A 26,626-nucleotide genomic window follows, 5' to 3' on the forward strand; every position below is an offset into this window, starting at 1 on the left:
CCGCTACCTTCGGCCTATGTCGATCAACGCGCAACTGCAGGGCTCGGTCAAGCTCCAGGGCGGGGCTGCACTGGTCAACGGCTTCGGCCTCGAGACCCGCACGCACACGCCGAGCCGTGCCCTCCTCCAGAACGGGCATGAGCTGGAGGTCTATAACCTGCATGACGTCTTCGCGGGCGAGCCGGCCCCGACCGCCGTTTTCCCCCTTCCCTGGCCGGGGTGGGACCTTGGCGTCCACTCGGTGAGTCCGGACGGCACGTTCGCCGTGTTCTCGGGGCAGCGCGCGGTGCGGGCCGTCGGGCCGGAAGGCGAGCTGCTGTGGGAGTACCGGCACGGCTGCTGGGGGCCTCTGCTGGACCACCCGCACACGGGGGACGAGCAGGAGGTGTGCTACGGGTCCGAGCACGGATCCTGTCGTGTCTCCGACGACGGTCGGCTCGTCTGGGCGCATGTCGTGCTGGAGCCGGAGGAGCAGGACTGGCAGGAGGGCTGGGTCGTTCTCGACGCCCGGGACGGACGGGAGGTGTCCCGGCTGCCGCTGGACAGCGCGGCCTCCGGTTCGCACCACGAATCCCACCCGGACGGCCTTCACATGGGGCTGTGCATCGGCATGGGCCAGGACGGCATCATGCTCCACTGGGCGCGCTGGGACGGCGAGAAGCTGACCGGCTGGGACCTCAACGACACCCTGGACCGCATCCTGATGGACGTCCACCCTGGTCATCCGGGGTTTCTGACAATCGAGCACTACGGGAGAGACCTGAGACTGCACGCCCTGGACGGCACTGTCCTCGCCGAGGGCGAGCCCGAGCCGTCGGACGACGAGGACCCGCCCTGCTGGGACTACGGCTGTGGTTTCGTCGACGCCGACACCGTCATCGCCTCGACGGTCGACTCCGACGAGGACCCGGACCGGTCCAGCCACTGGCTGCTCGATGCCCGCACCCTGCGGATACGAGGCGCGATCACGTATCCCACCGGCCGTGCCGACGGCTGTGTGCGCCCGCTCGGAGACGGCACCTGGCTCACCTACGACGGCGCGAGCGGGACCCTCGATCGCTGGACGGAAGCGACGTCATGAGATCGCCGGGTCGGTGACCGCCGCGCAGGCCGTGTCGGCGGGTGACAGTCGAGGGTCCTGGGCCGCGCGACGGCGCACCTCGGCCTCGGGATCCCGGGCGAGGCGCGCGACGCCGGCCGGAGTGGCTGCGGGGGCGGTCGGGGTGACACCGAAGGGCCGCACCGGGTGAGGTGCGGCCCTTCGACGTACCCGGCGTCAGTTCACGCAGGGCGATCCTCGCTCATGCCGGTGCGAAGCTCAGGCCAGTGCGAATTTCTGGGCGCCGGAGCTGTTGCAGTCCCAGATCTGGAGGCGGGTGCCGTTCGCGGTGGCACCCGACGGCGAGTCGACGCACCGGCCGGTGGTCGGGTTGGACATCGACCCATCGGCGTTGGCGACCCAGTTCTGGTAGCCACCGCCGTTGCAGGTGGCCAGCTGGAGTTTCGTGCCGTTCGCGTTGACGCCGCCCGCGATGTCCAGGCACTTGCCCAGCGTGCGCAGGGTCTGGCCGCTCCAGGTCCACTTCTGGTCGAGCGAGGTGGCCTGCTGGCAGTCCCAGAGCTGGACCGCGGTGCCGTCACCGCCGTTGTCGTCACCCGCCACGTCCACGCACTTGCCGCCCGGTCCGTAGATCGGGGTACCGATGGCGAACTGCTGGGCGCCGGAGCTGTTGCAGTCCCAGATCTGGAGGCGGGTGCCGTTCGCGGTGGCACCCGACGGCGAGTCGATGCACCGGCCGCTGGTCGGGTTGCGCAGCGAGCCGTCGGTCTGTCGCACCCAGTTCTGGTAGCCGCCGCTGTTGCAGGTGGCGAGTTGCAGCTTCGTCCCTGCCGCGCTGTTGCCTCCGGCGATGTCCAGGCACTTGCCGAGGGTCTGCAGGGTCTGACCGCTCCAGGTCCAGTGCTGGTCCTTGGCCGCCGACTGGCAGTCCCACAGCTGGACCGCGGTGCCGTCGCCGCCGGTGTCGTCACCCGCCACGTCGACACACTTGCCGCCCGGCCCGGTGATCGTCTGACCGGTCACCGAACCGCCGCCGCCACCCCCGGAACCTGCCCCCTTGTTGTAGACGGCCACCGAGTCGATGACCAGCTTGCCGCCGGAGACCGTGGACGCGTTCGGCCCCCCGCCGAAGGCGTCCGGGAAGCCGCCGCCGATCGCCAGGTCGTAGATGATGAAGAAGGGGTGGTCGACCGCGTCGGCCCAGGTCGTCGCGTCCACCTGGTTGGCGTTGACGGTGAAGAAGTTGTTCCCGTCGAGGTAGAACCTGATCTGCTCCGGCGACACCGAGCGGTCGATCTCCGCCGCGTAGTCGTGGAAGCCGGTCTGGCAGCCCGAACAGGCGCGTTCACCCGAGCCGATGCCGGTCGACTCGTTGCACGGCCCGCCCGGGTTCACCCCGCAGTGCAGGGTGCTGAAGACGGAGCTGCGGCCGTTGATGTCCTCCATGATGTCGACCTCGCCGGACTTCGGCCAGGTCACACCGTCGCGCAGCGGCGCGCCGAGCATCCAGAACGCCGGCCAGTAGCCCGCGCCGTTGGCGGTGGTGACGTTGGGCTGCTGGAGGACGGACTCGATGCGTACGACGCCGCCCGCCGCGGCGCCGAAGCCCGCCGACTGGGTCTCCACGCGCCCGGAGGTCCATCCGGCCCGCGGATCGGAACCCGAGTGCAGCGCCTGGAGCACCAGATGACCCTGACCGTCGTAATAGACGTTCGAGGTGCTGCTGGTCATGGTCTCGATCTCGCCGGTGCCGAAATTGCTGCCCGGCCCGGTGTCGTACTTCCACAGGCTCTGGTCGATGCCGGTGCCGGACGCACCGTTGAAGTCGTCGCTCCAGGTGAGCGTGAAGCCCGACGGTGTGGGGGGCACCGCCGCCTGGGCGTCGAGGGTCGTGGTGACGGTGGCCACCACCGTCATCACGACGACGGGAATCAGTGAGAGCGCTCTCTTCCACGCGCAGCGCTGCGCCCTCGCGGGGGGTGATTGCATAGGTCTGGCCTCCGAAGACAAGGCGTGATCGCGTTTGTTCGCTGTACCGCCGCCTCTGGTGATCTCCATCAACGGTGGGCAGTGCACGCGCCCTTGCGGATCTGGGTGACGACGAACGGGGTGAAGGCCGGCGCCTGGGCTGCCGTCGACAGGCAGGCCCACGGCGGGCGGCCGTGCTCTCGTCCTCCAACCGACGGATGAATCGTCAACTGTCGTGCCGGTTGGTGGTGTTGAGCCATGTGGAGTTCTGTGCGGGGCAGACGTTATTGGACCAGACCAATACCGTCAAGGCTCCGCGTGGAGCAATGGAAGCCGGGGATCAGGACGCTTTCGATGAGGTGGCATCGGCCCACAGGTCGGTGCTGCAGGCGTCGATGAGAGCGCTGATGTGGCTGAGTACGTCATCGACCGGCCGCGGGTCGAGTCGGCGTCCGTCCCGCAAGCGCACGGCGACGTGATCGTCAGCGGCCTCCCTGGCGCCGATGACGGCTTGGTAGGGAACCAGGCGGGCCTCTCGGATGCGGGCGCCCAGGCTGCCGTGGTCCGGTCCCGCGATCCGGGCACGCAGTCCGAGACGGGTGCAACGTCGGGCGAGGCCCGCGGCGTTCGGCAGTTCGCTGTCGGAGATCGGGAGAACGACCAGCTGAGTGGGGGCGAGCCAGGCGGGGAAGACACCGCCGTGCTGTTCGACGAGATGGGCGACGGCGCGTTCCACACTGCCGATGATGCTGCGGTGGACCATGACCGGGCGGTGCCTGGCGCCGTCCGCGCCGATGTAGTGCAGGTCGAACTGCTCGGGCTGGTGGAAGTCGACCTGGACGGTGGACAGGGTGGACTCCCGGCCGGCGCCGTCGGTCACCTGGACGTCGATCTTGGGGCCGTAGAACGCCGCCTCTCCCTCCGCTGCCTCGTAGGGCAGGCCGGAGCGGTCGAGGACCTCGGTCAGCAGGGCGGTGGACCGCTGCCACTTCTCGGGGGCGGCAACGTACTTGCCGCCGGGTCCCGGCAGGGACAGCCGGTGGCGAGTGGGGGTGATGCCGAGCGCCCGGTACGCCCGGCGGATCATCTCCAGCGCCGCCTGCGCCTCTTCGGCGACCTGGTCCAGGGTGCAGAAGATGTGCGCGTCATTGAGCTGGATGGCCCGCACCCGGGTCAGTCCGCCGAGCACGCCCGAGAGTTCGGCGCGGTACATGCCGCCCAGTTCGGCCATCCGCAAGGGGAGTTCGCGGTAGCTGTGGGAGCGGGAGCGGTAGATCAGCGCGTGATGGGGGCACAGGCTCGGCCGCAGGACGACCTGGTCCCCGCCGAGGTCCATCGGGGGGAACATGTCGTCGCTGTAGTGCGCCCAGTGCCCCGAGATCTCGTACAGCTCGCGCTTGCCGAGTACCGGTGAGTACACGTGCTGGTAGCCGGCCCGCCGTTCGGCGGCACGGATGTACTCCTCCAGGGTGTGCCGCACGGTCGCGCCGTCGGGCAGCCAGTACGGCAGTCCGGCGCCGATGAGCGGGTCGGTGTCGAACAGGCCCAGTTCACGGCCGAGTTTGCGGTGGTCATGCATGGCGGTCTCCTCGCGGACATCGGGCGAGTGACCACAAGACGAAGCCCCGGGGCCACTCGCCCCGGGGCTTCGACTGAGACATCGGTCAGCGCGCCGGGACACTCTCCGGCGTCGTCGTCATGGCAGCGCGCTTCATGCCGGAAACGTTAGCAGCACGTGGTGATGTCCACCCGCTCTTTCCTCGCCAGGCGTGCCGGGCCGTGGGCGGCACGCCGACCGGCTTCGCATCCGGCACCACTGTCACGCGCCGGCCATTCCCTCCTGCACGGGTCGCCGACGGCGTCTGGACTGGCGGACCGGGTCGGGAACGGGCAGGGCGGCGATGAGGCGGCGGGTGTAGTCGTCCTGCGGGTCGCCGAGGACCTGGTCGGTGGCGCCTTCCTCGACGATTCTGCCCCGGTGCAGCACGACGACCCGGTCGGCGACCTGTTCCACGACCGCGAGGTCGTGGCTGACGAAGAGGGCCGCGAAGCCCAGTTCCCGCTGGAGCCCGCCGAACAGGTCGAGCACCTTGGCCTGTACCGAGACGTCCAGTGCCGAGGTGGGCTCGTCCGCGATGAGCAGGCGGGGCCGCAGCGCGAGGGCGCGGGCGAGGCCGGCGCGCTGCCGCTGGCCTCCGCTGAGTTCGTGCGGGTAGCGGTCCGCGTAGGTACGCGGGAGGTGTACGGCTTCGAGCAGTGCCTCGGTACGTGCCCGGACCGCCTTCGCGTCCGGTTCGCGGCGGTGCACGACGAGGGGCTCCGCGATGCTGTCGCCGATGGTCAGCAGTGGGTCGAAGCTGGTGGCGGGGTCCTGGAAGACGTAGCCGATCTGTCCGGCGGTCTTCCGCCTCCTTGCCGACGGTATGCCGAACAAGTCCAGTCGGCCGCCGGTCACCGGGGTCAGTCCGGCGATGGCCCGTCCGATGGTGGACTTGCCGCTGCCGCTTTCGCCGACCAGCCCGAGGATTTCACCGGGACGGATGTCGAAGGTCACCGCGTCCACCGCACGGAAGGCCTTGCGGCCCAGGCGCCCCGGGTGGTCGACGGTCAGTCCGCGCGCGCTCACGACCGGCTGGGCCCCGGCGTCGGCCCTCTTGGCTGTGGTTCGTCCCCTGCTCCCGAAGGCCGGTACGGCGGTCAGCAGTTCCCGGGTGTGCGGGTGTGCCGGCGCAGTGAACAGATCGTGCACCGGGGCCTGTTCGACCACCTCGCCGGCTCGCATGACGGCTACGCGGTCGGCGAGGTCGGCGACGACGCCCATGTTGTGGGTGATGAGGAGGACGGCGGTGCCGAAGTCGGTGCGGCAGCGGTGGAGCAGTTCGAGGATCTCTGCCTGCACGGTGACGTCGAGGGCCGTGGTCGGTTCGTCGGCGACGATGAGCCTGGTGCCCAGGGCGAGGGCCATGGCGATGACCGCGCGTTGCTTCTGGCCGCCGGACAGTTGGTGCGGATGGTGGTCGACACGGGTGGCCGGGTCGGGGATGCCGACCTTGGCCAGCCAGTCCACGGCCAGTGCGCGCCGTTCGGCCTTGCTGCCACCGAGGCCGTGGGCGCGCAGGCCCTCGGTGAGTTGCCAGCCGATGGTGAAGACGGGGTTGAGGGCGGTGGAGGGCTCCTGGAAGACCATCGCGGCGTGCGTGCCGCGCAGGTCCCGCAGCCGGGCGGCGGGCGCGGTGAGCACGTTCTCCTTGGGTTCGCGCGTGCCGTCGCCGATGAGGACGCGGCCGCGGACGGTCGCGGTCTCGGGCAGCAGGCCGAGGACCGAGCGGGCGGTGACGGTCTTGCCGCTGCCGCTCTCGCCGACCACGGCCAGCACCTCGCCCGGGGCGACGGCCAGGCTCACGCCACGGACGGCGGGCGCAGTGCCGGCGTCCGTGGCGAACCCGACGTGCAAGTCCTCGATGCGCAGCAGATCAGTCATCGTCGCCGGTTCCGTCCGTGAGAAAGCCGGGGGTGGCGGTTCGCCTCCGCAGCCGTGGGTCGGCCAGGTCGGTGAGGCTCTCGCCGAGCAAGGTCGTGCCCAGGACGGTGAGCACGATGCCCAGGCCCGGTGGGATCGCGGTCCACCAGATGCCCGACGTGACGTCCGCGACGGCACGGTTGAGGTCGTAACCCCACTCCGCGGCCGAGTTGGGTTCGATGCCGAAGCCCAGGAAGCCGAGGCCGGCGAGGGTGAGGATGGCCTCCGACGCGTTGATCGTGAAGATCAGCGGCAGGGTGCGTACCGAGTTGCGCAGCACATGGCGGGTCATGATGCGCCAGGGGCCGGTGCCGATGACGCGGGCGGCGTCGACGAAGGGCTCGGCCTTCACCCGGATCACCTCGGCGCGTACGACCCTGAAGTACTGGGGTACGAAGGAGACCGCGACCGAGCAGGCGGCCGCGCCGAGGCCGCCGGTCAGGCTGGACCGGCCGCCGCTGATCACGATCGACATGACGATGGCGAGCAGCAGCGGCGGGAACGCGTACAGCGCGTCCGCGACTCCCACCAGCAGCCTGTCCGGTCTGCCGCCGAGGTAGCCGGAGACCAGTCCGAGCACCGAGCCCGGCACCACCGACAGCAGCAGTGCGGCGGCGATGATCAATAGCGCGGTGCGCGCGCCCCAGATCGTGCGGGAGAGGACGTCGTACCCGGCGATGGTCGTGCCCAGCGGGTGGACGGTGCCCGGATGCTGTTGGGAGCCGAACAGGCCTTTCGAGTCGCTCAGTTGCGCATAGCCGTGCGGGGCGAGCAGCGGGCCGAGCAGCGCGGTGAGCAGGAAGAGCGCGGTGAGGACCAGGCCGGTGAGCAGCATGGCGCGCTGCACTCCCGCCCCGGACCTGATGTGCGGCAGCCGGGGCAGTCGTCGGGTGAGCAGCAGCGTCATCAGTACCTCACTCGCGGGTCGATGAGCGCGGCGACGACGTCGACGAGGAAGTTCGTCACCGCGACGATGACGGCGAACAGGGCCACGATGCCCTGCACGGCCGGAAAGTCACGGGCCGTCAGATAATGGGCGAGTTCGTAACCGAGGCCCTTCCACTCGAAGGTGGTCTCGGTCAGGACGGTCCCGCCGAGGAGACCGGCGACCTGAAGTCCCAGGACGGTGACGACGGGGACGAGGGCGGGGCGGGCCGCGTGGTGGGTGACGAGCCGCAGCGGGGCGACGCCACGGGAGCGGGCGGCGTCGACGTAGCCGGTGGACAGGGTGCCGATCAGGTTGGTGCGCACCAGGCGCAGCAGGATGCCGGCCACGAGCAGTCCCAGGGCCAGTCCCGGCAGTACGGCGTGCCGCAGCACGTCCGCGACGGCGGTGGTGTCGCCGCTGCGCAGGGCGTCGATCAGGTACACGCCGGTTGTGCTGGTCTGGTTCTGGAGGAAGAGCTGCACACCGGTGCTCGCCCGGCCCGACGAGGGCAGCCAGCCGAGCCAGATCGCGAAGACGAGTTTCAGCAGCAGGCCCACGAAGAAGACGGGGGTGGCATAGGTCAGGATCGCGAACAGGCGCAGCGCCGCGTCCGGCGCCCGGTCGCGGTGGGAGGCGGCCACCATGCCGAGCGGCACGCCGATGAGCAGGGCCACCAGGAGGGCGCAGCAGGCGAGTTCGACGGTGGCGGCGCCGTAGGCGGTGAGGACGTGGGTCACGGGCTGGTTGTCGGTGACGGTGCGGCCGAAGTCGCCGACGGCCAGTGAGCGCAGATAGTCCAGGTACTGGGCGGGCAACGGCCGGTCGTAGCCGGCCTGGTGGAGTTTGGAGTGGAGCTGGTCGGGGGTCAGGCGGTCGCCGAAGGCCGCGCTGATCGGGTCTCCGGTGAGCCGCATCAGGAAGAAGACCAGGCTGACGAGGATCAGGACGGTGGGGATGATGAGGAGGAAGCGGATCACCAGGTAGCGGGCGAATCCCTGACTGGCGGCGCTGTCGGCCGGGGTGCCGACAGCGCCGCCGGTCTGCCGCGTCGGAGTGCTCACTTCGTCGCGAGTCCCGCCCAGCGGAACTGGTAGGTGGCGTCCAGCTCGTCGGGTACGCCGCTGACGTCGCTGCGGGTGACGATGGCGGTGGAGCCCTGGAGCAGCGGCAGCAGCGGTACCCGGGCGGCGGCCTTGTCCTGCGCCTGCTGGATCAGCGCGGTGCGCCGGGCCGTGTCCGTCTCCGTCTCCTCTTTCGCCACCAGTGCGCGGACGGCGGGGTCGTCGTAGCTGTTGGCGACCCAGCTGCTGGCCGAGTAGAAGGGCGAGAGGTAGTTGTCGGCGTCGAGGTAGTCGGCGTACCAGCCGAGCTGGTAGAGCGGATAGAGGTGCTTGACACGGTCCTTGCCGTACTGGGTCCACTCGGTGGACTGAAGGTTCACCTTGAACAGTCCGGTGGCCTCCAGTTGGGTCTTGACCAGCGCGTACTCGTCGGCCGACGAGGAGCCGTAGTGGTCGCTGTTGTACTGGAGGTTGAGCGTCACCGGGGTCCTGACCTTCGCCGCCCTCAGCCGGGCTGCCGCCGCAGCCTGGTCGGGGCCACCCTTCTTGTCGCCGTAGAGCGACTTGAAGGAAGGGATGGCGCCGGTCAGTCCGTCCGGGACTGAGGTGTAGAGCGGCTGGTAGGTGTTCTTGTAGACCTGCTGGGCGAGTTGGGAGCGGTCGACGGAGTCGGCGACGGCCTGGCGGACGGCGAGGGCCTTCTTCGGGTCGGCGTCCTTCGCCTTGGTGCCGTAGGGCTGGGTGGCGAAGTCGAAGACGAGGTAGCGGATGCCGTTGCCGGCGCCGGTGTGGACCTTGACGCCCTTGTGCTTGGCGAGGTCGTCCAGGTCGGTGGTGGTGAGGGTGCGGTAGACGGCGTCGAGAGTGCCCTGTTGGACGTCGAGCTTCAGGTTGCCGGCGTCTGCGTAGTACTTGAGCTGGACGTTCTTGGTCTTCGGCGTGCCCAGCCGCCCCTTGTAGCGCGCGTTGGCGGTGAACGACACCAGGGAGTTCTTGTCGTAGTCGGTGATGCCGTACGGCCCGCTCCACGGCTTGGCCGCGACGACGGACCTGTCGTCGAGGATCTTGTCCGCGGGAAAGACCTGTTCGTCCACGATGTAGCCCGCGGCCGTCGACAGGACCTTCGGGAAGAGAGTGTCGTTGGCCGACTCGAGGGTGAAGACGACGGTGGCCGGGTCCGGGGCGGCGACCGAGGCGAGGTTGTACAGCAGCGACGAAGGACCGTTCTGGTCGGCGATCTTCAGGTTCCGGTCGAAGCTGAACTTGACGTCCGAGGCGGTGAGTTCGTGATCGTTGGCGAACTTGAGGCCCTTCCGGAGCGTGACCGTGTACTCCTTCGGCCCGGTCTGCTCGATCCCGGTGGCGAGGTCGGGTGAGACGTCCGCGGATCCGTTCTTCTGGCTGAGCAGGGTCGCGTAGACCTCGCTCTCGACGGTGCCGGAGCCCGCGTCCCAGGAACCGGCCGGATCGATGCTGGTGACCTGGTCGGTGGTGCCGATGGTGAGGGCCTCGGTGGAGCTGGTGGTCTCGCCGTCCTTGCTGCTGGTGCAGCCGGTCAGCGCCACCAGGAACGCGGTGCCGAGGGAGATCGCGCCGAGACCGGACCGCAGGGGTCTGTTCGGTGTCGCGCCGTTGTGCAGTGCCATCAGGGGTCTCTGTTTCCGCAGCAGGGATGCGTGAGGCAGCCGTCGGCGCAGGACTGCGCCACGGCGGGCCGAATCACGTCGGAAAAGGGGGTGGGGGTGTTGCACGGTCGGGCCGGAAGGCGGAAGGTCTACCGGCCCGGAACACGACGGGGCAGCGGGCACGGCCGGCCGGAATTCGGCCGGGTGGGCAGGTCCCCGGGCCCGGAAGGGGCGGATTCAGACCTTACACAGACAGCTGGAGACCAGCAGCAGGTCGACATGGCGCCGGGAGCACAGCAGCAAGGGCGTCGCCATGCCGTCCTCCCTGGTTCCGGCCCGCTGCGGGGCTGTGTGAGCGCACTTGCAGAAGAATGAGATCCGCCGAGCCTTCACCTGGGGCACCCCACTGCGTCGAGGGTTGCCGTCCGGCCAGCCAGGGCTTGATCACCGGAACTCGTAGCTCGCGCACACCGTAGATCGGCTGTTCTTCCGGCGTCAAGACGCGCCAGGAGGGCAGACGTGTGCGACGAACAGCGGGCACGTACAGGTGAATTGGGGCCTGGGGTCGTGGGGGTGCGGTCCGGTCCCGGCCAGTGGACGCATGGTGGACGCCGTTGACGGAGGTGTGCTTATATCCGGCCATGGAAACCACTGGCACGGCACACATGGTGCTGCTCGACCCGTTCTGGGTGAGCCGCCGTGCCGACCAGTTCGACGAGATCTGTTGCTGACCCCCGTCCCACGGCGCGCGACCTGGGTTCCGTCGTCGTACGGAGCCTGACCGCAGCGGAACGGCGCGAGTCCGATCGCCGCACCGAACGCGGCCGCGGTCCTGCCGTACCTGAGGGCGACGCAGCGAAGCCTTTCAGCCGTCTGGAGCAGCGCTCGGACGGCCTCCGTGCCGTCCTCGGCCGGGGCTCGCCCGTCGGCCGGTCATCGCACGCGCCTCGACGAGTGGACCCCGTACGTCCTGAGCAACGTCGTCCGGTCCACCGCCTTTCCCCGCGCCCCCCACGGCGTACCGACGATTTTCCTTCCCCCACGCCACCACCCTTCTCCCGAGCGACAAGGAACGGCCATGTCTACCCACGTCACCCGACGTAGCCTGATACGCGGCATCACCGCGGCGACTGCCGTCGCCACTCTCGCCACCGGGCTCACCGCCTGCGGTGGGGACAGTGCCGCCGCCGCCAAGACGGACGACGCGGGCTCCGGGAGCGTGACCATCGGTCAGCTCTCGCACGGTGCCGCCAAGGAGGTGACCCTCCAGGTGTCCGAGGTCAAGTCGATCAGCGCCGAGCTGCCCGCTGCCGTCCGCAAGAGCGGCAAGCTGGTGATCGGTCACGGCGCTCTGCCTTCCGGCTCCGCCCCGCTCGAGTTCGTGGGTGACGACCAGAAGACCCTCACCGGGTCCGAGACCGACATCGGCCGCCTGGTCGCCGCGGTCCTGGGCCTCGAGCCGCAGAGCCGGAACTTCACCTGGGCCAACCTCTTCATCGGCATCGACAGCGGCAAGGTGGACGTGGCCTTCTCCAACGTCACCGACACCGAGGAGCGCAAGAGGAAGTACGAGTTCGCCTCCTACCGGCAGGACAACCTCGCGTTCGAGGTGCTGAAGTCCAGCAAGTGGAAGTTCGACGGCAACTACGAGAACCTGGCGGGCAAGACGGTCGAGGTCGGGGCGGGCACCAACCAGGAGCGCATCCTCCTCGAGTGGCAGAAGAAGCTGCAGAGCGAGGGCAAGACGCTCACCGTCAAGCACTACCCGGACAACAACGGCGTCTACCAGGCGCTCAACAGCGGCAGGATCGACGCGCACTTCGGCCCCAACCCGACCATCTCCTATCACGTCACCCAGACCGCGAAGACGCCCACGCCCACGGCCAACGCGGGCACGTTCTCCGGCGCCGGCGCGTCGCTCCAAGGCCTGATCGCGGCCACCTCGAAGAAGGGCAGCGGGCTCGCCGAGCCGATCGCCGACGCGATCAACTACCTGATCGAGAACGGTCAGTACGCCAAGTGGCTGGCCGCCTGGAACCTCTCCAACGAGGCCGTCGCCAAGTCGGAGGTGAACCCGCCCGGACTGCCGCTCGACAACTCCTGACATGACGGCGGTACGAGATCGGGGACGCGGGTCCGGGCGGGACGAGGTACCGGCGCTGTCCGCCGGACGGCACCGGGCAGCGGTGACCGGCGCTCTGATCGCCGCGTTCGGCGGCTTCGCGGGCTTCAATCTGCTGCTCGGTGCGATGCCCGCGTACGCCGTCCGCTCCGGCACCGGACCGTCCGGCGCCGGAGTGCTCACCGCCACCATGATGGCGGCCACCCTGGTGGTCCAGCCGTTCACGCCGTGGCTGTTCGCACGGCTCGGGCAGCGGTGCTCGCTCGCCCTGAGCGGTGCGCTGCTCGGACTGCCGTGCCTGGTGCTTCCGGCCGCCTCCACGCTGCCCGTCCTGACCGGTCTGGTGGCGGTACGCGGGCTGGGCTTCGGCGTGTTCGTCGTCGTCGGCGTCACCCTCACCGCCGAACTGTTCCCGTCCGGCAGCCGGGGGAGGGCCATCGGCTGGTACGGCGCGGTGGTCGGTGTCGCCGGCGTTCTGGGTGCCCCGCTGGGCGTCGCCCTGGCCCGGCGGGAGGCGTACCCGTTCGCCTTCGCCCTGGCGGCGGTCACGGCCGCGCTGGTCCTGGCCGGTTCCCTCGGCCTGCCTCGTGCCGCTGGGCCCGCCCGGCCGGGCGGACCCCGCTCCGGCGGTCCGCACGCCGTGCGCGGAACATGGCGGCTACTGCGCCCCATGACCGGCCCGCTCCTGGTGGAGACGGCCTCCACCACGGCCTACGGCGTCGTCTTCACCTTCCTGCCGCTGACCGCGTCGGCCGCGCCGCGGGCCCTGTTCGCCGCGCAGGCCGCCACCGTGCTCTCCCGGCTCGGCGCCGGATGGCTCATCGACCGCTACGGAGGCCGCCCGGTGCTGCTGCCCGCAGCTCTCGTCACGGCGCTCGGCACGGCCGGGGGAGCCGGCTCCGGCGTGCCGGCACTTCTGCTGACCGGTGCCGCCCTGTTCGGAGCGGGCTTCGGCGCCGTCCAGAGCGCCACCCTGGTCCTCGCCCTGAGGGCGGCCGGTGACCGCCCCGGCGGGGTCGGTGTGGCCGGGGTCGCGTGGAACATCGCCTTCGACGGCGGTACCGGTATCGGCTCGCTCGCGGGTGGCCCCCTGCTCTCCCTCGGCGGCCCGTCCGCGCTCTTTCCGGCGACGGCGGCCGTCCTTGTCGTACTCCTCCTCCTGGACCTGCGCACAGCACACCGGCCGGATTCGAGGAATTTCGGATCGTCGGGTGAGAACTGACCGGCCGGCGCTTGTCGGCCATTCGTATCGCGGAAAGCCGACGTCGTCGACAACTGCGTCTCGCTGTCGTGGAGTTGCTAGGGTTGGGGCATGCGGATCGGTGTGAACGTCCCCAACTTCGGCCCGGGTGCGAACCCGGACAACCTGGCCCGCTGGGCCAAAACCGCGGAGGGTCTCGGTTACGACCTGCTGATGCTCTCCGACCACGTGGCGATCACGTCGGACGTCGCCAGACAATATCCCGCTCCATTTTACGAACCTGTCACAACTCTTGCCTGGCTGGCCGGAATCACGAGCAGGATCGGCCTCGGTACGACGGTACTCATCACGCCCTACCGGCATCCGCTGCTGGTCGCCCGGATGGCTGCCAACCTGCAACAACTCAGCGGCGGCCGACTGATCCTCGGTGTCGGGGTCGGCTGGGCGCGCGAAGAGTTCGAGGCGCTGGGCGTCCCGTTCGAGCGGCGCGGGGCGCTGACCGACGAACACCTTCGAACCATAAGGACCGCTTGGGAGAACGAGGCGGACTACGGCTGCGGACAGATTCCGATCTGGGTCGGCGGAAACAGCGAAGCCGCAATCCGCAGGGCCGTACGTCTTGGATCTCCGTGGCATCCGCTGCGGTTCACGATGCCTTGGTTCAGGGATGCCTTGGACCGTCTGAAACAGAGTGCGGCCGACGCCGGTCGACCCGTGCCGGAATTGGCGCCGCGCATCTATCTGAAGGTCACGCAAAAACCGGTCGACGACCCGGACCGTCGGGCCGGTGAGGGCACCTTGGAGCAGATTCTCGAGGACATCGAGGAATTGCGTCGCGCCGGTGCCGAAACCGTGCTTGTCGATCCCTATCACGGCGACCCGGACGAGACCCTGCGGCCCGAAGTGGCGTGGCAGGCACTGGCGACCCTGGCCGCGCACCGACCGTAGCCGACACGATCCAAGAGACGGAGTGAACAGTGGCCCTCAACGACCACGACCTTTCCGAGAGCGGCGGCGACCGCACCACCGTCGGCGAGACCGACCTGCCCTACCTGCGCCGCTGCATCGAGCTGGCCGCCGAGGCGGTGGAGGCCGGCGACTGGCCGTTCGGGTCCGTGCTCGTCGACGCGGACGGCAAGATCCTCGCCGAGGACCGCAACCGTGAGACCAGCACGGGTGATCCGACCCGGCACCCGGAATTCGAACTCGCCCGCTGGGCCGCGACCCGTCTGCCGGCCGAGGAGCGGGCCACCGCGACCGTGTACACCTCGGGGGAGCACTGCCCGATGTGCGCGGCCGCGCATGGATGGGCCGGACTGGGCCGGATCGTGTACGCGAGCTCGGCCCAGCAGGCCCGGGACTGGAAGGCCGAATGGGGGGTGCCCATCACCTCGCCCCTGAGTCCGCTGTCCGTCCAGGACGTCGTCCCCGGTGCGGTGGTGGCCGGTCCGGTAGATGAACTGGCCGCTCAGGTACGCGAGTTGATGTGGCGCTCCCGCAACGGGGACAGCGCGGGCGACTGACGGCGGCACGTACGGACTACCGCGGCAAGCGCGGCAGCACGTACGGCGGGGCCTGGCGGCGACATCGCCGCCAGGCCCCGTTCGTTGTCTCCTCGTGCCGGGTCAGACCATGAACTGGTCGTACTTCGCCATGTGCTCCTGCAGTTCCTCCAGGCTGGGGTTGCGCCCGTTGGCGGTCAGGCGCCCCAGGCCGCGGAAGTAGTCCTCGCGGTCGTAGATCGGGTAGAACATGATCAGCAGCGTGGCGTCCTCGTCGCCCCGGTTCGTGAAGCCGTGCGGCTCGCCCTTGGGCACGAAGGCGAACGCGCCGGGCTCACCCACCACCTTGCGGTCGCCGATGGTGAACTCGATCTCGCCCTTCACCACGTAGAACATCTCGGTGGACTGCTTGTGGATGTGCGGACTGGCGCCGCTCGCCTCGGGAGCCATGTGGTGCTCGAAGAAGCCGAACTCGCCGTCGGAGTCCGGCGTGGTGAGCTTGAGGTAGGTCCTCTTGGTGTCCCGGATGTTGACGAACTCGCCCTCACCGGCAGGAACATACAGCGGAACGGACATGTCTCTCCTCAGATGGTGATCAACTCTGTTCGGCCGGGAGGCCGGTGGTGCAGGGGGTCACGTGGCCTCGGCCAGGCTCGGGTCAGGCTGAGGTCTGCTGTCCGCCTGTGCCTGTGCCCAGCGGCCGATGACCGGCGCGGCGAGGCCGCAGACGGCGAACAGCACGGCCAGGACGACCCATCCCGCTGTGCCGGTCGTGACGACCAGACTGACCAGGACCGGGGCCGCGATCTGCTGGACGGCCACGCCGAGCCAGAAGACGGAGAGGTAGACGCCTTCCTGGCCGGGCGCCGCGAGCAGGTAGGAGCCGCCCCAGCCGCCGGCGGACTGGAACAGTTCGCCGCCGGTCAGCGCGACCATGGCCAGCAGCAGCACGCCGACGGCCAGGACGACGGGCAGCTTCGGCGCCGCGATCAGCAGCAGGCAGCACAGGGCGAGCGAGATCCCGGCCCATACCAGGGCGCGGGCGGCGCCGGCGATGGTGTCGGTGCCCCGGCTCGCCCGCACCTGCAGGGCCACCGCGAGCACGGTGTTGACCGCGACCAGCGGGGAGATCAGCGCCGAGGAGACGTCGGTGTGTTTGACGATCCACAGCGGGATACCGATGCTCAGCAAGGTCATATGCATGGTGAGCACGGCGTTGATGCCGGTGAACGACAGGAACGAGCCATCCCGCAGCACACTGACGGAGAAGCGTCGGCGCAGGCTCTTGGCCGGGGCGCTGAGCACCGGCAGCCGAGCGGCCAGGCTCGCGAGCACGGCGAAAGAAGCGGCGTTGACCAGCAGGATCACGCTGTATCCGGCCCGGGTGTCGATCAGCAGGCCGATACCGCCCAGGAGGGCGCCGACGGTGAAACCGACGTTGCGCAGCGAGCGCAGGATCGCGACCACCCTGACCCGGTCCTCGGTCGCCGTGGCCTGCCCGACCAGGGCCTGTTCCATCGGTGCGGCCGCCTTGTCGACCAGGCCGAGCAGACACACGACGGTCAGGAACTGCCACAGGTTCTGCACGAGCGGGTAGACGACGAAGCAGGCACAGCGCCACAGGCTCACCCCGACGAGCACCTTCTTGGGGCCGATCCGGTCGGCGAGGACGCCGATCGGGATGGCCGTGCCCAGGGCGATGGCGGCGGACAGGGTCAGGCCGAGCCCGAGTGAGCCCTCCGACAGATGGACCGACCTGGTGACGAAGGGCACGGAGACGGCGAGGAAGGCACCGGTGCCGACCGCGTCGATGATCGCCATCACGGCCAGCCGTATGCCGACCGACCCTCCGGGCACGGACCCGCGCCATCCGCGGACGCGTTGCCACAGCACAGACATGTGTTTCCTCAATCGGTCGCGATGCGGATGGCGGCGTCGGCGTCCAGGACGCGCCGACGGGTGGTGTGCGCGTCGGGCCCGGTCGCGATGACGTGCCCGGCGCGGTCCCAGGAGGACGCCCACGGCCTGACCTCCTGGCCGGCCTCCACATCCACTTCCGCGACCTGGACGCCGGGCAGCCGCCGCGCGGTGTCCACACCGGAGACCTCGGTCACGGTGCCCGGCCCGGCGGCGAGGAACCGGATCGCGGAGGTCTGCCGCGCGGACCGGGGAAGGTCGACAGGGCGGCCGGCCAGGAGGTCGATGAGGGTCAGCCTGATCCGGGTGCCGTAGGCCAGGTCGATGAGGTCGATCAGGTAGTCGCCGGGGCAGCGGCCGGCGCATTCGACCAGCGTGGGGCCCGACTCGGTCAGGATCCACTCCGCGTGCAGGATGCCCGTCTCGAAGCCGGTGGCGGCGACCAGCGCCCGTACGGCCGTCGCGAACGCGCTCTGGGTGTCCTCGTCCAGCGGGGCGGGCAGCAGATGGCCGAGCTCGACCGGGTACGGCCCGGGGACGACGGTCTTGGCCGTGACGTTCTCGAAGACGATCTCGCCGTCCCGGACCAGGGCCTCGACGCTGTACTCGGGGCCGTGCAGGCGTTCCTCGGCGAGGAAGCGCCACGCCAGCGGCCGGTCGGGCACCTGCTCGTACTCGGCCGCCGACGAGGTGCGCTGCCAGGCCTGGGCGGCGGTGGCGGCGTCGACCGAGTCGAGCAGCTGCACGCCGACGCTGGCCTGCCGGTTGGCGGGCTTGACCACCACCGGTCCGCCGTCGGCGAAGTCGAGGATGTCCGCGGGGCCGTGCACCTCGCGCCAGCGCGGGTTGCGGACGCCTCCCGCGGCGGAGACCTCGCGCAGCCGGACCTTGTCCCGCAGCGCCTGCGCGGCCGTCTCGGTCGCTCCGGGCAGTCCGAGCTTCTCGGCCAGTGCGGCCGCGGCCGGCACCGCGTACTCCAGACCGGGGACGACGGCGACGACCGGGCGCGCGGCCGACAGTTCGGCCGCCAGGTCGAGGGCGCCGGCCGACTGCTGGTAGTCGGCCGGGACGATCCGGTCCAGGCAGTCGAAGCGAACCGCCGCGTCCTGGAGTCGACGCTTGCGGATGATGTCGGGTTCCTCGATCACCACGACCGATCCGCTGGGGACGCCTGCGTCGATCGCGCGCAGGTAGGCGGCGTTGTAGCCGACGAACACCACCTGTGCGTCGGGGGCGGGGGCGGTCATGGCGACCTCCTGGTCGTGGGTGGGGGCCGGCGCATGGTCGCTGCCTTTCTTCGGGGTGGGGGAGTGGTGACCGGCGGTGCTCATACGGGTGTTCCGAGCACTCCGGTGCGGCCGTCAGCTCGTACGGGCGTGCCGTCGACGACGACCTCGATGGTGGCGAGCACCCGCGCGCAGCGGGCCCGCGCCTCCTCGGGCGTGGCGCCGGAGACGATGACGTGCCCGTGTCGGCTCTTGGAGTCGCGGACCGTCGGCACGGTGTCGCCCGGGCTCAGCCGGAGGCTCAGCTCGTCGACGTGGGCGAGCCGGGCGGCTTTCTCCAGGCCGCGGATCTCGTCCACGCGGCCCGGCGGGAAGGTGAAGAACCGTACGATCGCCGTCGCCGTCGGCGAGACGGGCTCGGCGGGCCGGCCCGCCAGGGCGGCGAAGACGGCCTGTTCGATGTCGACTCCGGTGGCCAGCTCGACCAGGCGTGGGATGCGGTCGCCGCCGAGCCGGGCCTGCGACTCGACGATGCGCGGGCCGCGCCCGGTCCAGATCACCTCGGTGTGCGCGGGGCCGAACCGGTAGTCGCACGCGGTGAGGAACCGTGTGGTGAGTTCCTCGACGGCCCGCCGGCGCTCCGAAGGCAGCGGCGCCGGGTGGACGTGGCCCACCTCCACGAACAGCGGCGGGGGGCCCAGCAGTTTCTCGGTGATGCCGACGACCCGGTGGTGGCCGTCCCTGCTCAGCGTCTCCACGCTGTATTCGGGACCGCGCAGGTACTCCTCGACCAGGAACGGGCCGTCGTAGCCGTACTCGTCGACGAGCGCGGCCCAGGCCGCCAGGTCCTGGGCCTGCTGCCACAGGAACACGCCCCGGCTGCCGGCGAGCGCGGACGGCTTGACGACGGCCGGGTAGCCGATGCGCTCGACGGCGTCCGGCACCTCCTGCCGGGTCGGCGCGGCCTCGAAGGACACCGGTGACAGACCGCGCCGGGCGAGCAGGTCCCGCATGGCGTGCTTGTCGGCGAGCAGGCGGATCGCCGCGGCCGGGTTGAGTTCGGCGCGCAGGTCCTCGGCCACTTCGTAGGAGGTGACCATCGTCTCCTCCCGGCCTATGTGGTAGATCACCGTGGCCCGGTGTTCTCGGGCCACCTCGCGCAGGGTGCGGCGCAGCAGCCGCGGATCCCGGAAGTCGGCGGTGACGAACAGGTCCGCCCGTGCGCGTACGTCGTCGAGGTACTCCGGCGTCTCCAGCCGGGGGTCCCAGATCGCGCCGACCCAGAACCCCTCGGCCTGTGCCTTGCTCACGAACTGGCGATACGGCATCACCATCAGCAGGCGAGGCCGGTCATCGGCGGGTGCGGGCGTCGTCACCGGGCGCCGCCCTCGGGTGCGCCCCCGGCCGCGACCGGCACCGCAACTGGCTCGACCTCGCGGCCGAGGAGGCTCAGATAGCGTTCGCCGGTGTCGGGCAGCAGGGTCACGATGCGCCGGCCGCGGTACTCCGGCCGGGTGGCCAGCACGCCGGAGGCGTGCACGACGGCGCCGGCGGACACGCCGACCAGCAGGCCGACGCGCTGCGCGAGGCGGCGGGTGGTGTCGAGGGCGTCCGCATCGGAGACCGCGATCACCTCGTCGATGAGGTTGCGTTCCGTGGTCGGGGCGATGAAGCCGCCGTTGAAGCCGGGGATGGTGTGCGTGCCGGGTTCGCCGCCGGACAGCAGCGGCGAGCCCGCCGGTTCCACCGCAACGATCCGGACCGCGGGGTGGCTCTCGCGCAGATAGCGTCCCGCGCCGCTGAGGGTGCCGCCGGTGCCCACTCCGCAGACGAACACGTCGATGCGCCCGTCGGCGTCGCTCCAGATCTCCGGGCCGGTCGTCTCGTAGTGCGCCCGGGTGTTGTCCGGGTTGTCGTGCTGGCAGCAGAACCACGACCCGGGGGTCCGGCGGTGGAGTTCGGCGGCCCTGTCGACGGCTGCCTGGTAGCCGCCGGTGTGCGGGGTGCGTACGACCTCGGCGCCGAGCGAGCGCAGGACGGCCACCCGCTCCGGGGTGGCGTTGTCCGGCAGCACGATGACGCAGCGGTAGCCGCGCGCGGCGGCGAGGGCGGCCAGCGAGATGCCGGTGTTGCCCGAGGTCGCCTCGATGACGGTGCCCTCGCCGGGCGTGAGCAGCCCCTGCTGCTCGGCGCCGCGCAGCATCGACAGCGCGGCCCGGTCCTTGCTGCTGGACCAGGGGTTGAACAGCTCCAGCTTCGCCAGTACCTCGGCGTCGGCCGGGGCACCGGCCACGATGCGGTCCACCGGCAGCCGCAGCAGCGGTGTGCCGCCGATCAGGTCGACCAGGGAGTCCGCGACCGGGCGCCGGGAGACCGGCTCGGTGCGGATGCGGATCTCCTGTACGGCGGCCTCCGCGGTCCGTGCCGCGAGTTCGGCGGTCTCGGCCACCACCAGGACATGTCCGGCGCGGTCGCCGTTGCGGCGCAACTCCCGGATCACGGAGCCTGGTCGAGGCTTGACGACGACCTCCTCGACGCCGGGCAGGGCGCCGGCCCGCTGTTGGCCGCCGACCGACACCACGCGGCCGGGGTGCGCCGTGAGATAGCGGATGGCCGCGCCGCCGACCGGCCGCTCGGGCAGCACTCGGGCCGGCAGAGGCTGCCCGAGGTACTGCCGGGCCACCAGCTCCAGGGACTTGATGCCCAGGGCACGGTCGACGAGGTGGGTGATCTTGCCGCCGGCGGGCCGGGGGTTGATCTCGATGAGCTTGGGCCCGGACTCGGTCACCTTGATCTCGACATGGGCCATGCCCAGGTCGAAGCCGACCGCGCGCAGCGCTTCCACGGCCAGGTCGCCGCAGGCGCGCACCACCGGCTCGGGCAGGCTGGAGGGGAAGGTGTGGGCCAGCTCGACGAAGTAGCCCTGGCCGGTGAGGGATTTGTCGGTCACCCCGAACACCTCGTACCGGTCCTTGTCGGCCAGCACCTCCACACTGACCTCGGGTCCGCTCAAATACTCCTCGACCAGCAGCTCGTGGTAGCGGGCCTGGCCGCGGGTGTTCTCCACCCGGGACCGGATCAGAGCGACGTGCTCGGCGGCCTGCGCCGCGCTCTCCACCAGCCGGACGTCGGCGCTGCTGGTCTCGTCGGCCGGCTTCACCACGCAGGGCAGGCCGATCTCCGCCGCGGCCGCCGCGGCCTCGGCCGGGGTCCGCACGGTGCGGAACGCCGGTATGGCGACGCCGAGTTCGGCGCAGCGGCGGCGCATCAGCGCCTTGTTGCGTGCGGTGGCGACGCCGTCGACGCTGACCGTGGGCAGTCCGAGGTGGACGGCCACCTGGGCGGCCACGACCACGTCGTACTCCGCCAGGGTCAGGAAGGCGTCGAAGGGATGCTCGGCCGCGGCCGCGTGCACCTGCGGCAGAAGCTCCTCGAAGACGTTCGTCTCGCAGTGGACGATCTCGTCGACGTACGTGTCGAAGTAGGCCGGCCCGCCCGGTACGGCCAGGTACCGGTCCAGGTCGCGGGTGAAGAAGGTGACGCGGCAGTCGAGTTCCTTGATGATCTGCAGGCCCTCGAAGCCGGATCCGGAGAGGTTGCTCTCCACGACACCGACGTGAATCATCTGTGCCTCCGATGGCGTGCCGGTACGGTGGCCGGCTGGAACGACGGACGGTGGACGGGCGGCGCGGTCCGTGCGGGCGGTCACCAGCAGCCGGAGGTGGCGAGCGCGCGCAGCAGCCGGTCGGCCTCCTCGCGGTCAGCAGGTGACAGCCGTCGGCCGGCCTCCGCGCGATTCGCGGGGGACAGCGGCTGGACGATCTCGGCCGCGGGGGCCATGACGCGGGCGCCGGGTGGTACATCGCCCAGGACGAGCGAGCCCGCTCCGACCAGGGCGTCGTCGCCGACGGTGACCGGCCCCAGCACGATGGCGTTGGTGCCGAGGACCACCCGGTCGCCGACGACCGGGTGCCGTCGGGCACCGGGGTCCCGGCGCCCGTCCCGCCACCAGCCGACGGCGCCCAGGGTGACCTGGTGGAAGATCGTGACGTCCTCGCCGACCTGGGCCGTCTCCCCGATGACCACCGCGGCCCCGTGGTCGATGAACACCCGTCGGCCCAGGGTGGCGCCCGGATGGATCTCGATGCCGCCCGTCACCGCGCGGGCCAGGTAGGCCAGGATCCGGGCGAGCTGCCGGTGCCCGCGGGTGTACAGGGCGTGCGCCAGCCGGTGGGTCCACAGCGCGGGCAGCGCGGGATGCAGCAGCGCCTCCGCGCGGGTGCGGATCGACGGGTCCCGCTCGACGATCACGGAGAGGTCTTCCCTCGCCCTGGTGATCACCCTGCGCATGCGGTCCTCCGTGAGGTCATGTCCTGGCTCTTCGTCGGCACGTCGAACTCGTCCGCCGGGGTCAGTAGTTCGGGGATTTGACGAGGTTCCCGGCGCCGTTGGTGATCTCGGGTATGTAGACCCGCTCGGTCCAGACGTCCTGGGCCACCGGTTCCAGGGCGATCGACACGGCGCCTTCGTCGACCGAGAACGCGGTCCGTACCGCGCTGGTGATCGCGTCGACGAGAGCCGAGATCTGGTCGGCCTCGAGGTCGTTCGGGAAATGCTTGATGCTGACGTGGGGCACTCCGATGGCCTTTCTGGGGAGTCGTGCGGCCTGAAGGGCGGCGACGAGTTCGGTGACGCCGTTCGCGCGCAGAAGCTCGTAGTGATCGGCCTCGAGCCGGCGGACGGTGGGGTCGGTGGCCGACAGAGGGTGCCCGGAGTCCAGGAAGGAGTCCTGGTCACCGTGGGCCCGCAACACCGTGATCGGCGCCGCGACGCTGCGTTCGGCCAGCTCGTGGGGGGCGTACTCGAAGAGGAAGGTCCGGCGCACCACGGCGACGATCCTGCGCACCAGGTCACGCTCCAGGTGCTCGAACCGGCCGCAGACGAACGCGATGAAGGAGTCCTCGTCGTGGGTGGCGGCCAGACACGCGTCGACGGCGGACCGCTCGAGGTTCCCGGCGAACACCGAATAGAGGATCGAGACGAAGGTGCGGTCGGTGAAGCCGACAGCGGCCCCGGCGGGCGCCTCGTCACGGCCTTCCACGGGCGGCTTGCCCGGCGCGATCAGGATCACCTCGTCGACCCGCTCACCGGCGCGCTCCAGCCGATGGGCCGCCTCGAACGCCACCCGGGCCCCGAAGGAGTACCCCCACAGCGTGTACGGGCCGGCCGGCTGGACCTGCCGGAGGAGTTCGACGTCCTTGGCGACCATCTCGTCGAACGTCGGGTACGCGCTCTCGCCCGGGTTGATGCCGTGCGCCTGCACCCCGAGGAACGGCCGCTCCGCTCCCAGCCTGTCGGCCAGCAGCCGCAGGCTCATCGGATAGCCGCCCAGCCCGGGCCAGCAGAACACCGGCCGCCCGCCGTCCCCGGCCCGCAGCCGTACGAGCCGGGGGAGTTCGGTGGCGGGCTCACGGTCGACGCGCCGGGCCAGCTCCGCGATGGTCGGCGAGTCGAACAGCACCTGCAACGGCAGGGAACTGCCGAGCTCCCGGTTGATCCGGCCGACCAGGTTGACCGCGGTCAGCGAATGGCCCCCGGCGGCGAAGAAGTTGTCCCGGATCGAGACCCGTTCCTGCCGCAGCACCGTGCGCCACAGCGCGGCGATGGCCTCCTCGGTGGGCGTACGCGGCGGGACGACGGGTGCCTCGCCGTCGTCCACGGCGGCCCTGTCCAGCTCGCGCAGCGCCTGGTGGTCGATCTTGCCGTTCGGCGTGAGCGGGAAGGAGTCCAGCACGGTGACCCGGTTGGGCACCATGTAGGGAGGCAGCGCCGCGGCGAGGTGGTCCTTGAGGATCTCGGCCGGCCCGCGCATGTGGACGGAGTCCTCCTTCATACCTTCGCTGAGCCGCTGTTCGGAACTGATGCGGCCGCCGACGGCGAAGTAGGACGCCGCGTTCCGGCCGTGGCCGACGATGTCCGCGACGCGAAGGGCGGACGGCAGCGGGTTGCCGGTCTCGGAGCTGTAGCCGGAGGACATCAGCCCCAGGTGGCGGCTGTTCATCTGCAGCCGCTGGAGTTCGCGGCCGAGGTCGACGTACCGCTGCCAGGGTTGCGACGCACGGCCGATCAGGCTGACCCCGAAGCTCGCGCGGTCGTACACCTCCTGGTTGATGGCGATGACATCTTGCTTGCGAATCAACTCGTTCGACACCCGCACCAGTTCGCCGTCGTCGTAGCGGTACTGGCCGCCCGCCAGGTCGGCGATCCGGCCGGGGTGGGCCTGCACATACAGGCCGACCGGGCTGCCGTCGGCAGGGGCGGCGGCCGTCTCCACCTCGTAGGTGGCCAGGTGGTAGTCCTCGCTGGGGCAGCGCAGCACGTCCTTGACCCCGGGCGCTCCCGGGCGGGCGTTGATGCGCAGCCCGTACCGGGGCAGGACGTGGTCGAACAGGCCGACCATGTGGCCGGCTTCGAACTGGAGGACTTCCTGGATGTTGTTGCGGTAGACCGGCTCGATGGCCGAGCGGCGCCCGACGAAGTGGACGCGCAGCCGCGGCCGGCCGGCCGGAGCGGGGCTGATCGGCACGAGCCGGTGACTGACGGGGTGGTGGTAGTAGTAGCCCGGCTCCAGGCCCGCGATGCCGGACAGCTCCAGGTACAACTGGGTGGCGTACAGCGAACCGGGCGAGGCGTACCCGTACTTGGCCAGCAGCCGTTCGCCGCTGGGGAACTGTCCGAAGTAGCGCAGCAGGGAGCCGAGTTCGGACAGCGTCAGGGTGTCCGGGGTCCGGGGCGCGACCGGCGCCCCGGGTGGGCGGGCGAGCAGGTCCAGGATGTCGGCCCGGGTGACCTCGCCCCCTTCGTAGAAGCGGTACGACTTGCGGGCGAACACCGTGCGCCGCTGCCGGGCCGTCGCCGAACGTCCGGGCAACTCGACGGCGGCCACCGCGGCCTCTTCCTCACGGACCCCCGGATTCGCCAACTGCGCCCTGAGCTGCAGCCTGCTCTGCTTCGACTGGTGGTGGGCGCCGTGGTTGCCCTGGTCCATCAGCGTGGCCCGCCGGGGGTCGAGTTCGACGAAGGCGATGAGATTGGCGCCGACTCGGGTGTCCTCCCGGACCAGGACGGCGGCGCGCTTGACCCAGTCGTGCTTCTCGACGGACACCTTGATCTCGTCCAGCTCGACCCGGAAACCGCGCAGCTTGACCTGGCTGTCGGTACGGCCGAGGAACTGCACGGTGCCGTCGTCGTTCCACCGGGCCAGGTCACCGGTGCGGTACAGGCGGGCGGAATCGGGCTCGGCGGAGAAGGGGTTGGGGATGAATCGCTCGGCGGTCAGCTCGGGATTGTTCAGGTACCCGCGGGCGAGTTGCGGTCCCGCGATGTGCAGTTCACCCGACTCGCCAGGTGCCACGGGCCGGCGTGCGGCGTCGAGGATGTGGAAGCTCATGCCGTGCACGGGCCGGCCGATGGAGAGGTGGTCGGGGCCGCGGTGGACGGAGGCGCGGTCCACGGTGTGGGCCGAGGCGTTGATCGTGCACTCGCTCGGGCCGTACAGGTTGACCAGTTCCAAGTCCGGCAGTGCGTCGAGGAGTTCGATGGCCAGGGTCCTGGTGAGCGCCTCGCCGCCGCTGAAGACGTGGGTGAGCGAGGTGCAGTCGGACAGTCGTCCTGTGTCGACGAGTGCCTGGAGGAGCGTCGGCACACCTTGAAGGGTGGTGACCTCGTTCGCGATGATCAGGTCGATGAGCCCGCCGGGATCGGCGTAGCGGCCCGGCTCGCTCACCACCACGCTGCTGCCGCAGGCCGGTGCGAGGACCTCCCACTGGGCGGCGTCGAAACTCAGCGGTGTCTTCTGCAGCACCGTCCTGCGTTCGTCCAGACCCTGTGCGTCGGCCAGCCAGCGCATCTGGCCGACGATGCTGTGGTGTTCGATGCCGATGCCTTTGGGGTTGCCGGTGCTCCCCGAGGTGTAGATGACGTAGGCGAGGTCGTGGCCCTGCGCGGCTGCCGCGGAGGCGTACGGTAACTCGAATGCCTCACCCGGCCCGGCTATTGCGGGGGCCTTGGTCTGGGTCTGGGCCACGGTGACGATCCGCGTTCCCGGTGGCGTCATCGCGGCCAGTCGGGAGGTCAAGGACTCCTCCGTCAGTATGACCTCGGTCCTCGAGTCCGCGATCATGTAGCGGATACGTTCGTCCGGGTACTCCGGCGACAGCGGCAGGTAGGGGGCACCCGAGTGCAGGACTCCCCAGACGCTCACCACAAGGTCGACGGACGGCTCCACGAAGATGCCGACGGGGACGTCCACCGGCACACCGAGTCGCCGCAGATGGTCGGCCAGGTTCGTGCTGCGCTCACTGAGCTGCTGAAACGTCAGCCGCTGCGTGCCGCATGCGACGGCCGTCCGGTCGGGCTGCGCGACGGTGGCCGCGCGCAGCATGTCGGACAGGGAAAATTCCTCGGACCCCGTTAGTTTCGCCATCATCCTTCGAA

Annotated in this window: 18 protein-coding genes, 1 pseudogene and 1 riboswitch; of the genes and pseudogenes, 5 read left to right on the forward strand and 14 right to left on the reverse strand. The window is 70.5% G+C overall.

All coding sequences use genetic code 11. The annotated features are described in order from the left end of the window. Positions 1–16: 16 nt before the first annotated feature. Positions 17–1,081, forward strand: a complete 1,065-nt coding sequence (locus ACWC24_RS22055; protein WP_450664546.1) for a hypothetical protein — start codon at positions 17–19, stop codon at positions 1,079–1,081. A 237-nt stretch (positions 1,082–1,318) separates the two neighbouring features. On the opposite strand, the gene ACWC24_RS22060 is transcribed toward ACWC24_RS22055, so the two are convergent. The 6 genes from ACWC24_RS22060 to ACWC24_RS22085 form a co-directional block, all read right to left on the reverse strand. Beyond that, complete coding sequence (locus tag ACWC24_RS22060) at positions 1,319–2,977, reverse strand: ricin-type beta-trefoil lectin domain protein (RefSeq protein ID WP_450664547.1); 1,659 nt, start codon at positions 2,975–2,977, stop codon at positions 1,319–1,321. Positions 2,978–3,368: 391 nt separating this feature from the next. Beyond that, entirely contained in the window at positions 3,369–4,709 is a 1,341-nt protein-coding gene (gene thrS, locus ACWC24_RS22065; RefSeq protein WP_450664548.1) for a threonine--tRNA ligase, read from the reverse strand. A gap of 138 nt (positions 4,710–4,847) precedes the next feature. After that, complete coding sequence (locus tag ACWC24_RS22070) at positions 4,848–6,509, reverse strand: dipeptide ABC transporter ATP-binding protein (RefSeq protein ID WP_450664549.1); 1,662 nt, start codon at positions 6,507–6,509, stop codon at positions 4,848–4,850. Next, positions 6,502–7,455 carry an ABC transporter permease gene (locus ACWC24_RS22075; RefSeq protein ID WP_450664550.1) on the reverse strand — a complete coding sequence of 318 codons (954 nt, stop codon included), beginning with the start codon at positions 7,453–7,455 and terminating at the stop codon, positions 6,502–6,504. Before ACWC24_RS22075 ends, ACWC24_RS22070 begins: the two co-directional genes overlap by 8 nt. Beyond that, positions 7,455–8,537, reverse strand: a complete 1,083-nt coding sequence (locus tag ACWC24_RS22080) for an ABC transporter permease (RefSeq protein WP_450664551.1) — start codon at positions 8,535–8,537, stop codon at positions 7,455–7,457. The genes ACWC24_RS22075 and ACWC24_RS22080 overlap by 1 nt, the downstream gene beginning before the upstream one ends. Next, positions 8,534–10,183 (reverse strand): ABC transporter substrate-binding protein, encoded by a 1,650-nt coding sequence (locus ACWC24_RS22085; RefSeq protein WP_450664552.1) that lies wholly within the window; start codon positions 10,181–10,183, stop codon positions 8,534–8,536. Before ACWC24_RS22085 ends, ACWC24_RS22080 begins: the two co-directional genes overlap by 4 nt. Positions 10,184–10,514: 331 nt before the next feature. Then, positions 10,515–10,624, reverse strand: a riboswitch (SAM riboswitch). 616 nt (positions 10,625–11,240) lie between these two features. Between ACWC24_RS22085 and ACWC24_RS22090 the strand changes: the two genes are divergently transcribed. The 4 genes from ACWC24_RS22090 to ACWC24_RS22105 all read left to right on the forward strand — a co-directional run bounded on the left by ACWC24_RS22090 (position 11,241) and on the right by ACWC24_RS22105 (position 15,008). Further along, entirely contained in the window at positions 11,241–12,266 is a 1,026-nt protein-coding gene (locus ACWC24_RS22090; protein ID WP_450664553.1) for a transporter substrate-binding domain-containing protein, read from the forward strand. A gap of 82 nt (positions 12,267–12,348) precedes the next feature. Next, positions 12,349–13,506, forward strand: coding sequence for an MFS transporter (locus tag ACWC24_RS22095; RefSeq protein ID WP_450664554.1), 1,158 nt, complete (start codon positions 12,349–12,351; stop codon positions 13,504–13,506). Positions 13,507–13,596: 90 nt separating this feature from the next. Then, on the forward strand, positions 13,597–14,433 hold the full coding sequence (locus tag ACWC24_RS22100) for an LLM class flavin-dependent oxidoreductase (RefSeq protein ID WP_450664555.1): 837 nt from the start codon (positions 13,597–13,599) through the stop codon (positions 14,431–14,433). A gap of 29 nt (positions 14,434–14,462) precedes the next feature. Further along, entirely contained in the window at positions 14,463–15,008 is a 546-nt protein-coding gene (locus ACWC24_RS22105; RefSeq protein ID WP_450664556.1) for a nucleoside deaminase, read from the forward strand. A gap of 102 nt (positions 15,009–15,110) precedes the next feature. Here ACWC24_RS22105 and ACWC24_RS22110 read toward each other — a convergent pair whose 3' ends face one another. From ACWC24_RS22110 to ACWC24_RS22145, 8 genes and pseudogenes are all read right to left on the reverse strand, one after another. Then, positions 15,111–15,563: a cupin domain-containing protein gene (locus tag ACWC24_RS22110; protein ID WP_450664557.1), complete on the reverse strand. Its 453-nt coding sequence runs from the start codon at positions 15,561–15,563 to the stop codon at positions 15,111–15,113. A gap of 57 nt (positions 15,564–15,620) precedes the next feature. Next, complete coding sequence (locus tag ACWC24_RS22115; RefSeq protein WP_450664558.1) at positions 15,621–16,886, reverse strand: MFS transporter; 1,266 nt, start codon at positions 16,884–16,886, stop codon at positions 15,621–15,623. Positions 16,887–16,894: 8 nt separating this feature from the next. After that, a complete protein-coding gene (locus tag ACWC24_RS22120; protein WP_450664559.1) occupies positions 16,895–18,235 on the reverse strand; it encodes an ATP-grasp domain-containing protein in 1,341 nt (446 codons plus the stop codon). Then, positions 18,232–19,440 (reverse strand): ATP-grasp domain-containing protein, encoded by a 1,209-nt coding sequence (locus ACWC24_RS22125; RefSeq protein ID WP_450664560.1) that lies wholly within the window; start codon positions 19,438–19,440, stop codon positions 18,232–18,234. Before ACWC24_RS22125 ends, ACWC24_RS22120 begins: the two co-directional genes overlap by 4 nt. Positions 19,441–19,502: 62 nt before the next feature. After that, positions 19,503–20,813 carry a pyridoxal-phosphate dependent enzyme gene (locus ACWC24_RS22130; RefSeq protein ID WP_450664640.1) on the reverse strand — a complete coding sequence of 437 codons (1,311 nt, stop codon included), beginning with the start codon at positions 20,811–20,813 and terminating at the stop codon, positions 19,503–19,505. After that, positions 20,802–21,755 (reverse strand): annotated as a pseudogene (locus ACWC24_RS22135) (ATP-grasp domain-containing protein); the annotation flags it as partial. The gene ACWC24_RS22130 and the pseudogene ACWC24_RS22135, both read right to left, overlap by 12 nt. 80 nt (positions 21,756–21,835) lie before the next feature. Next, positions 21,836–22,480 (reverse strand): serine O-acetyltransferase EpsC, encoded by a 645-nt coding sequence (gene epsC / locus ACWC24_RS22140; RefSeq protein ID WP_450664561.1) that lies wholly within the window; start codon positions 22,478–22,480, stop codon positions 21,836–21,838. Between the two features lie 61 nt (positions 22,481–22,541). Further along, on the reverse strand, positions 22,542–26,573 hold the full coding sequence (locus tag ACWC24_RS22145; RefSeq protein ID WP_450664562.1) for an amino acid adenylation domain-containing protein: 4,032 nt from the start codon (positions 26,571–26,573) through the stop codon (positions 22,542–22,544). Between the last annotated feature and the right edge of the window lie 53 nt (positions 26,574–26,626).

It is taken from the genome of Streptomyces sp. NPDC001443 (genome assembly GCF_053597355.1).

What these genes read in the sequence shown, in the direction of transcription:
- ACWC24_RS22120 (WP_450664559.1), bottom strand. Translation starts at nt 18,235, where the DNA reads ATGAGCACCGCCGGTCACCACTCCCCCACCCCGAAGAAAGGCAGCGAC.
- ACWC24_RS22090 (WP_450664553.1), top strand. Translation starts at nt 11,241, where the DNA reads ATGTCTACCCACGTCACCCGACGTAGCCTGATACGCGGCATCACCGCG.
- ACWC24_RS22060 (WP_450664547.1), bottom strand. Translation starts at nt 2,977, where the DNA reads ATGACGGTGGTGGCCACCGTCACCACGACCCTCGACGCCCAGGCGGCG.
- ACWC24_RS22100 (WP_450664555.1), top strand. Translation starts at nt 13,597, where the DNA reads ATGCGGATCGGTGTGAACGTCCCCAACTTCGGCCCGGGTGCGAACCCG.
- ACWC24_RS22110 (WP_450664557.1), bottom strand. Translation starts at nt 15,563, where the DNA reads ATGTCCGTTCCGCTGTATGTTCCTGCCGGTGAGGGCGAGTTCGTCAAC.
- ACWC24_RS22085 (WP_450664552.1), bottom strand. Translation starts at nt 10,183, where the DNA reads ATGGCACTGCACAACGGCGCGACACCGAACAGACCCCTGCGGTCCGGT.
- ACWC24_RS22055 (WP_450664546.1), top strand. Translation starts at nt 17, where the DNA reads ATGTCGATCAACGCGCAACTGCAGGGCTCGGTCAAGCTCCAGGGCGGG.
- ACWC24_RS22070 (WP_450664549.1), bottom strand. Translation starts at nt 6,509, where the DNA reads ATGACTGATCTGCTGCGCATCGAGGACTTGCACGTCGGGTTCGCCACG.
- ACWC24_RS22075 (WP_450664550.1), bottom strand. Translation starts at nt 7,455, where the DNA reads ATGACGCTGCTGCTCACCCGACGACTGCCCCGGCTGCCGCACATCAGG.
- ACWC24_RS22145 (WP_450664562.1), bottom strand. Translation starts at nt 26,573, where the DNA reads ATGCTGCGCGCGGCCACCGTCGCGCAGCCCGACCGGACGGCCGTCGCA.
- epsC (WP_450664561.1), bottom strand. Translation starts at nt 22,480, where the DNA reads ATGCGCAGGGTGATCACCAGGGCGAGGGAAGACCTCTCCGTGATCGTC.
- ACWC24_RS22115 (WP_450664558.1), bottom strand. Translation starts at nt 16,886, where the DNA reads ATGTCTGTGCTGTGGCAACGCGTCCGCGGATGGCGCGGGTCCGTGCCC.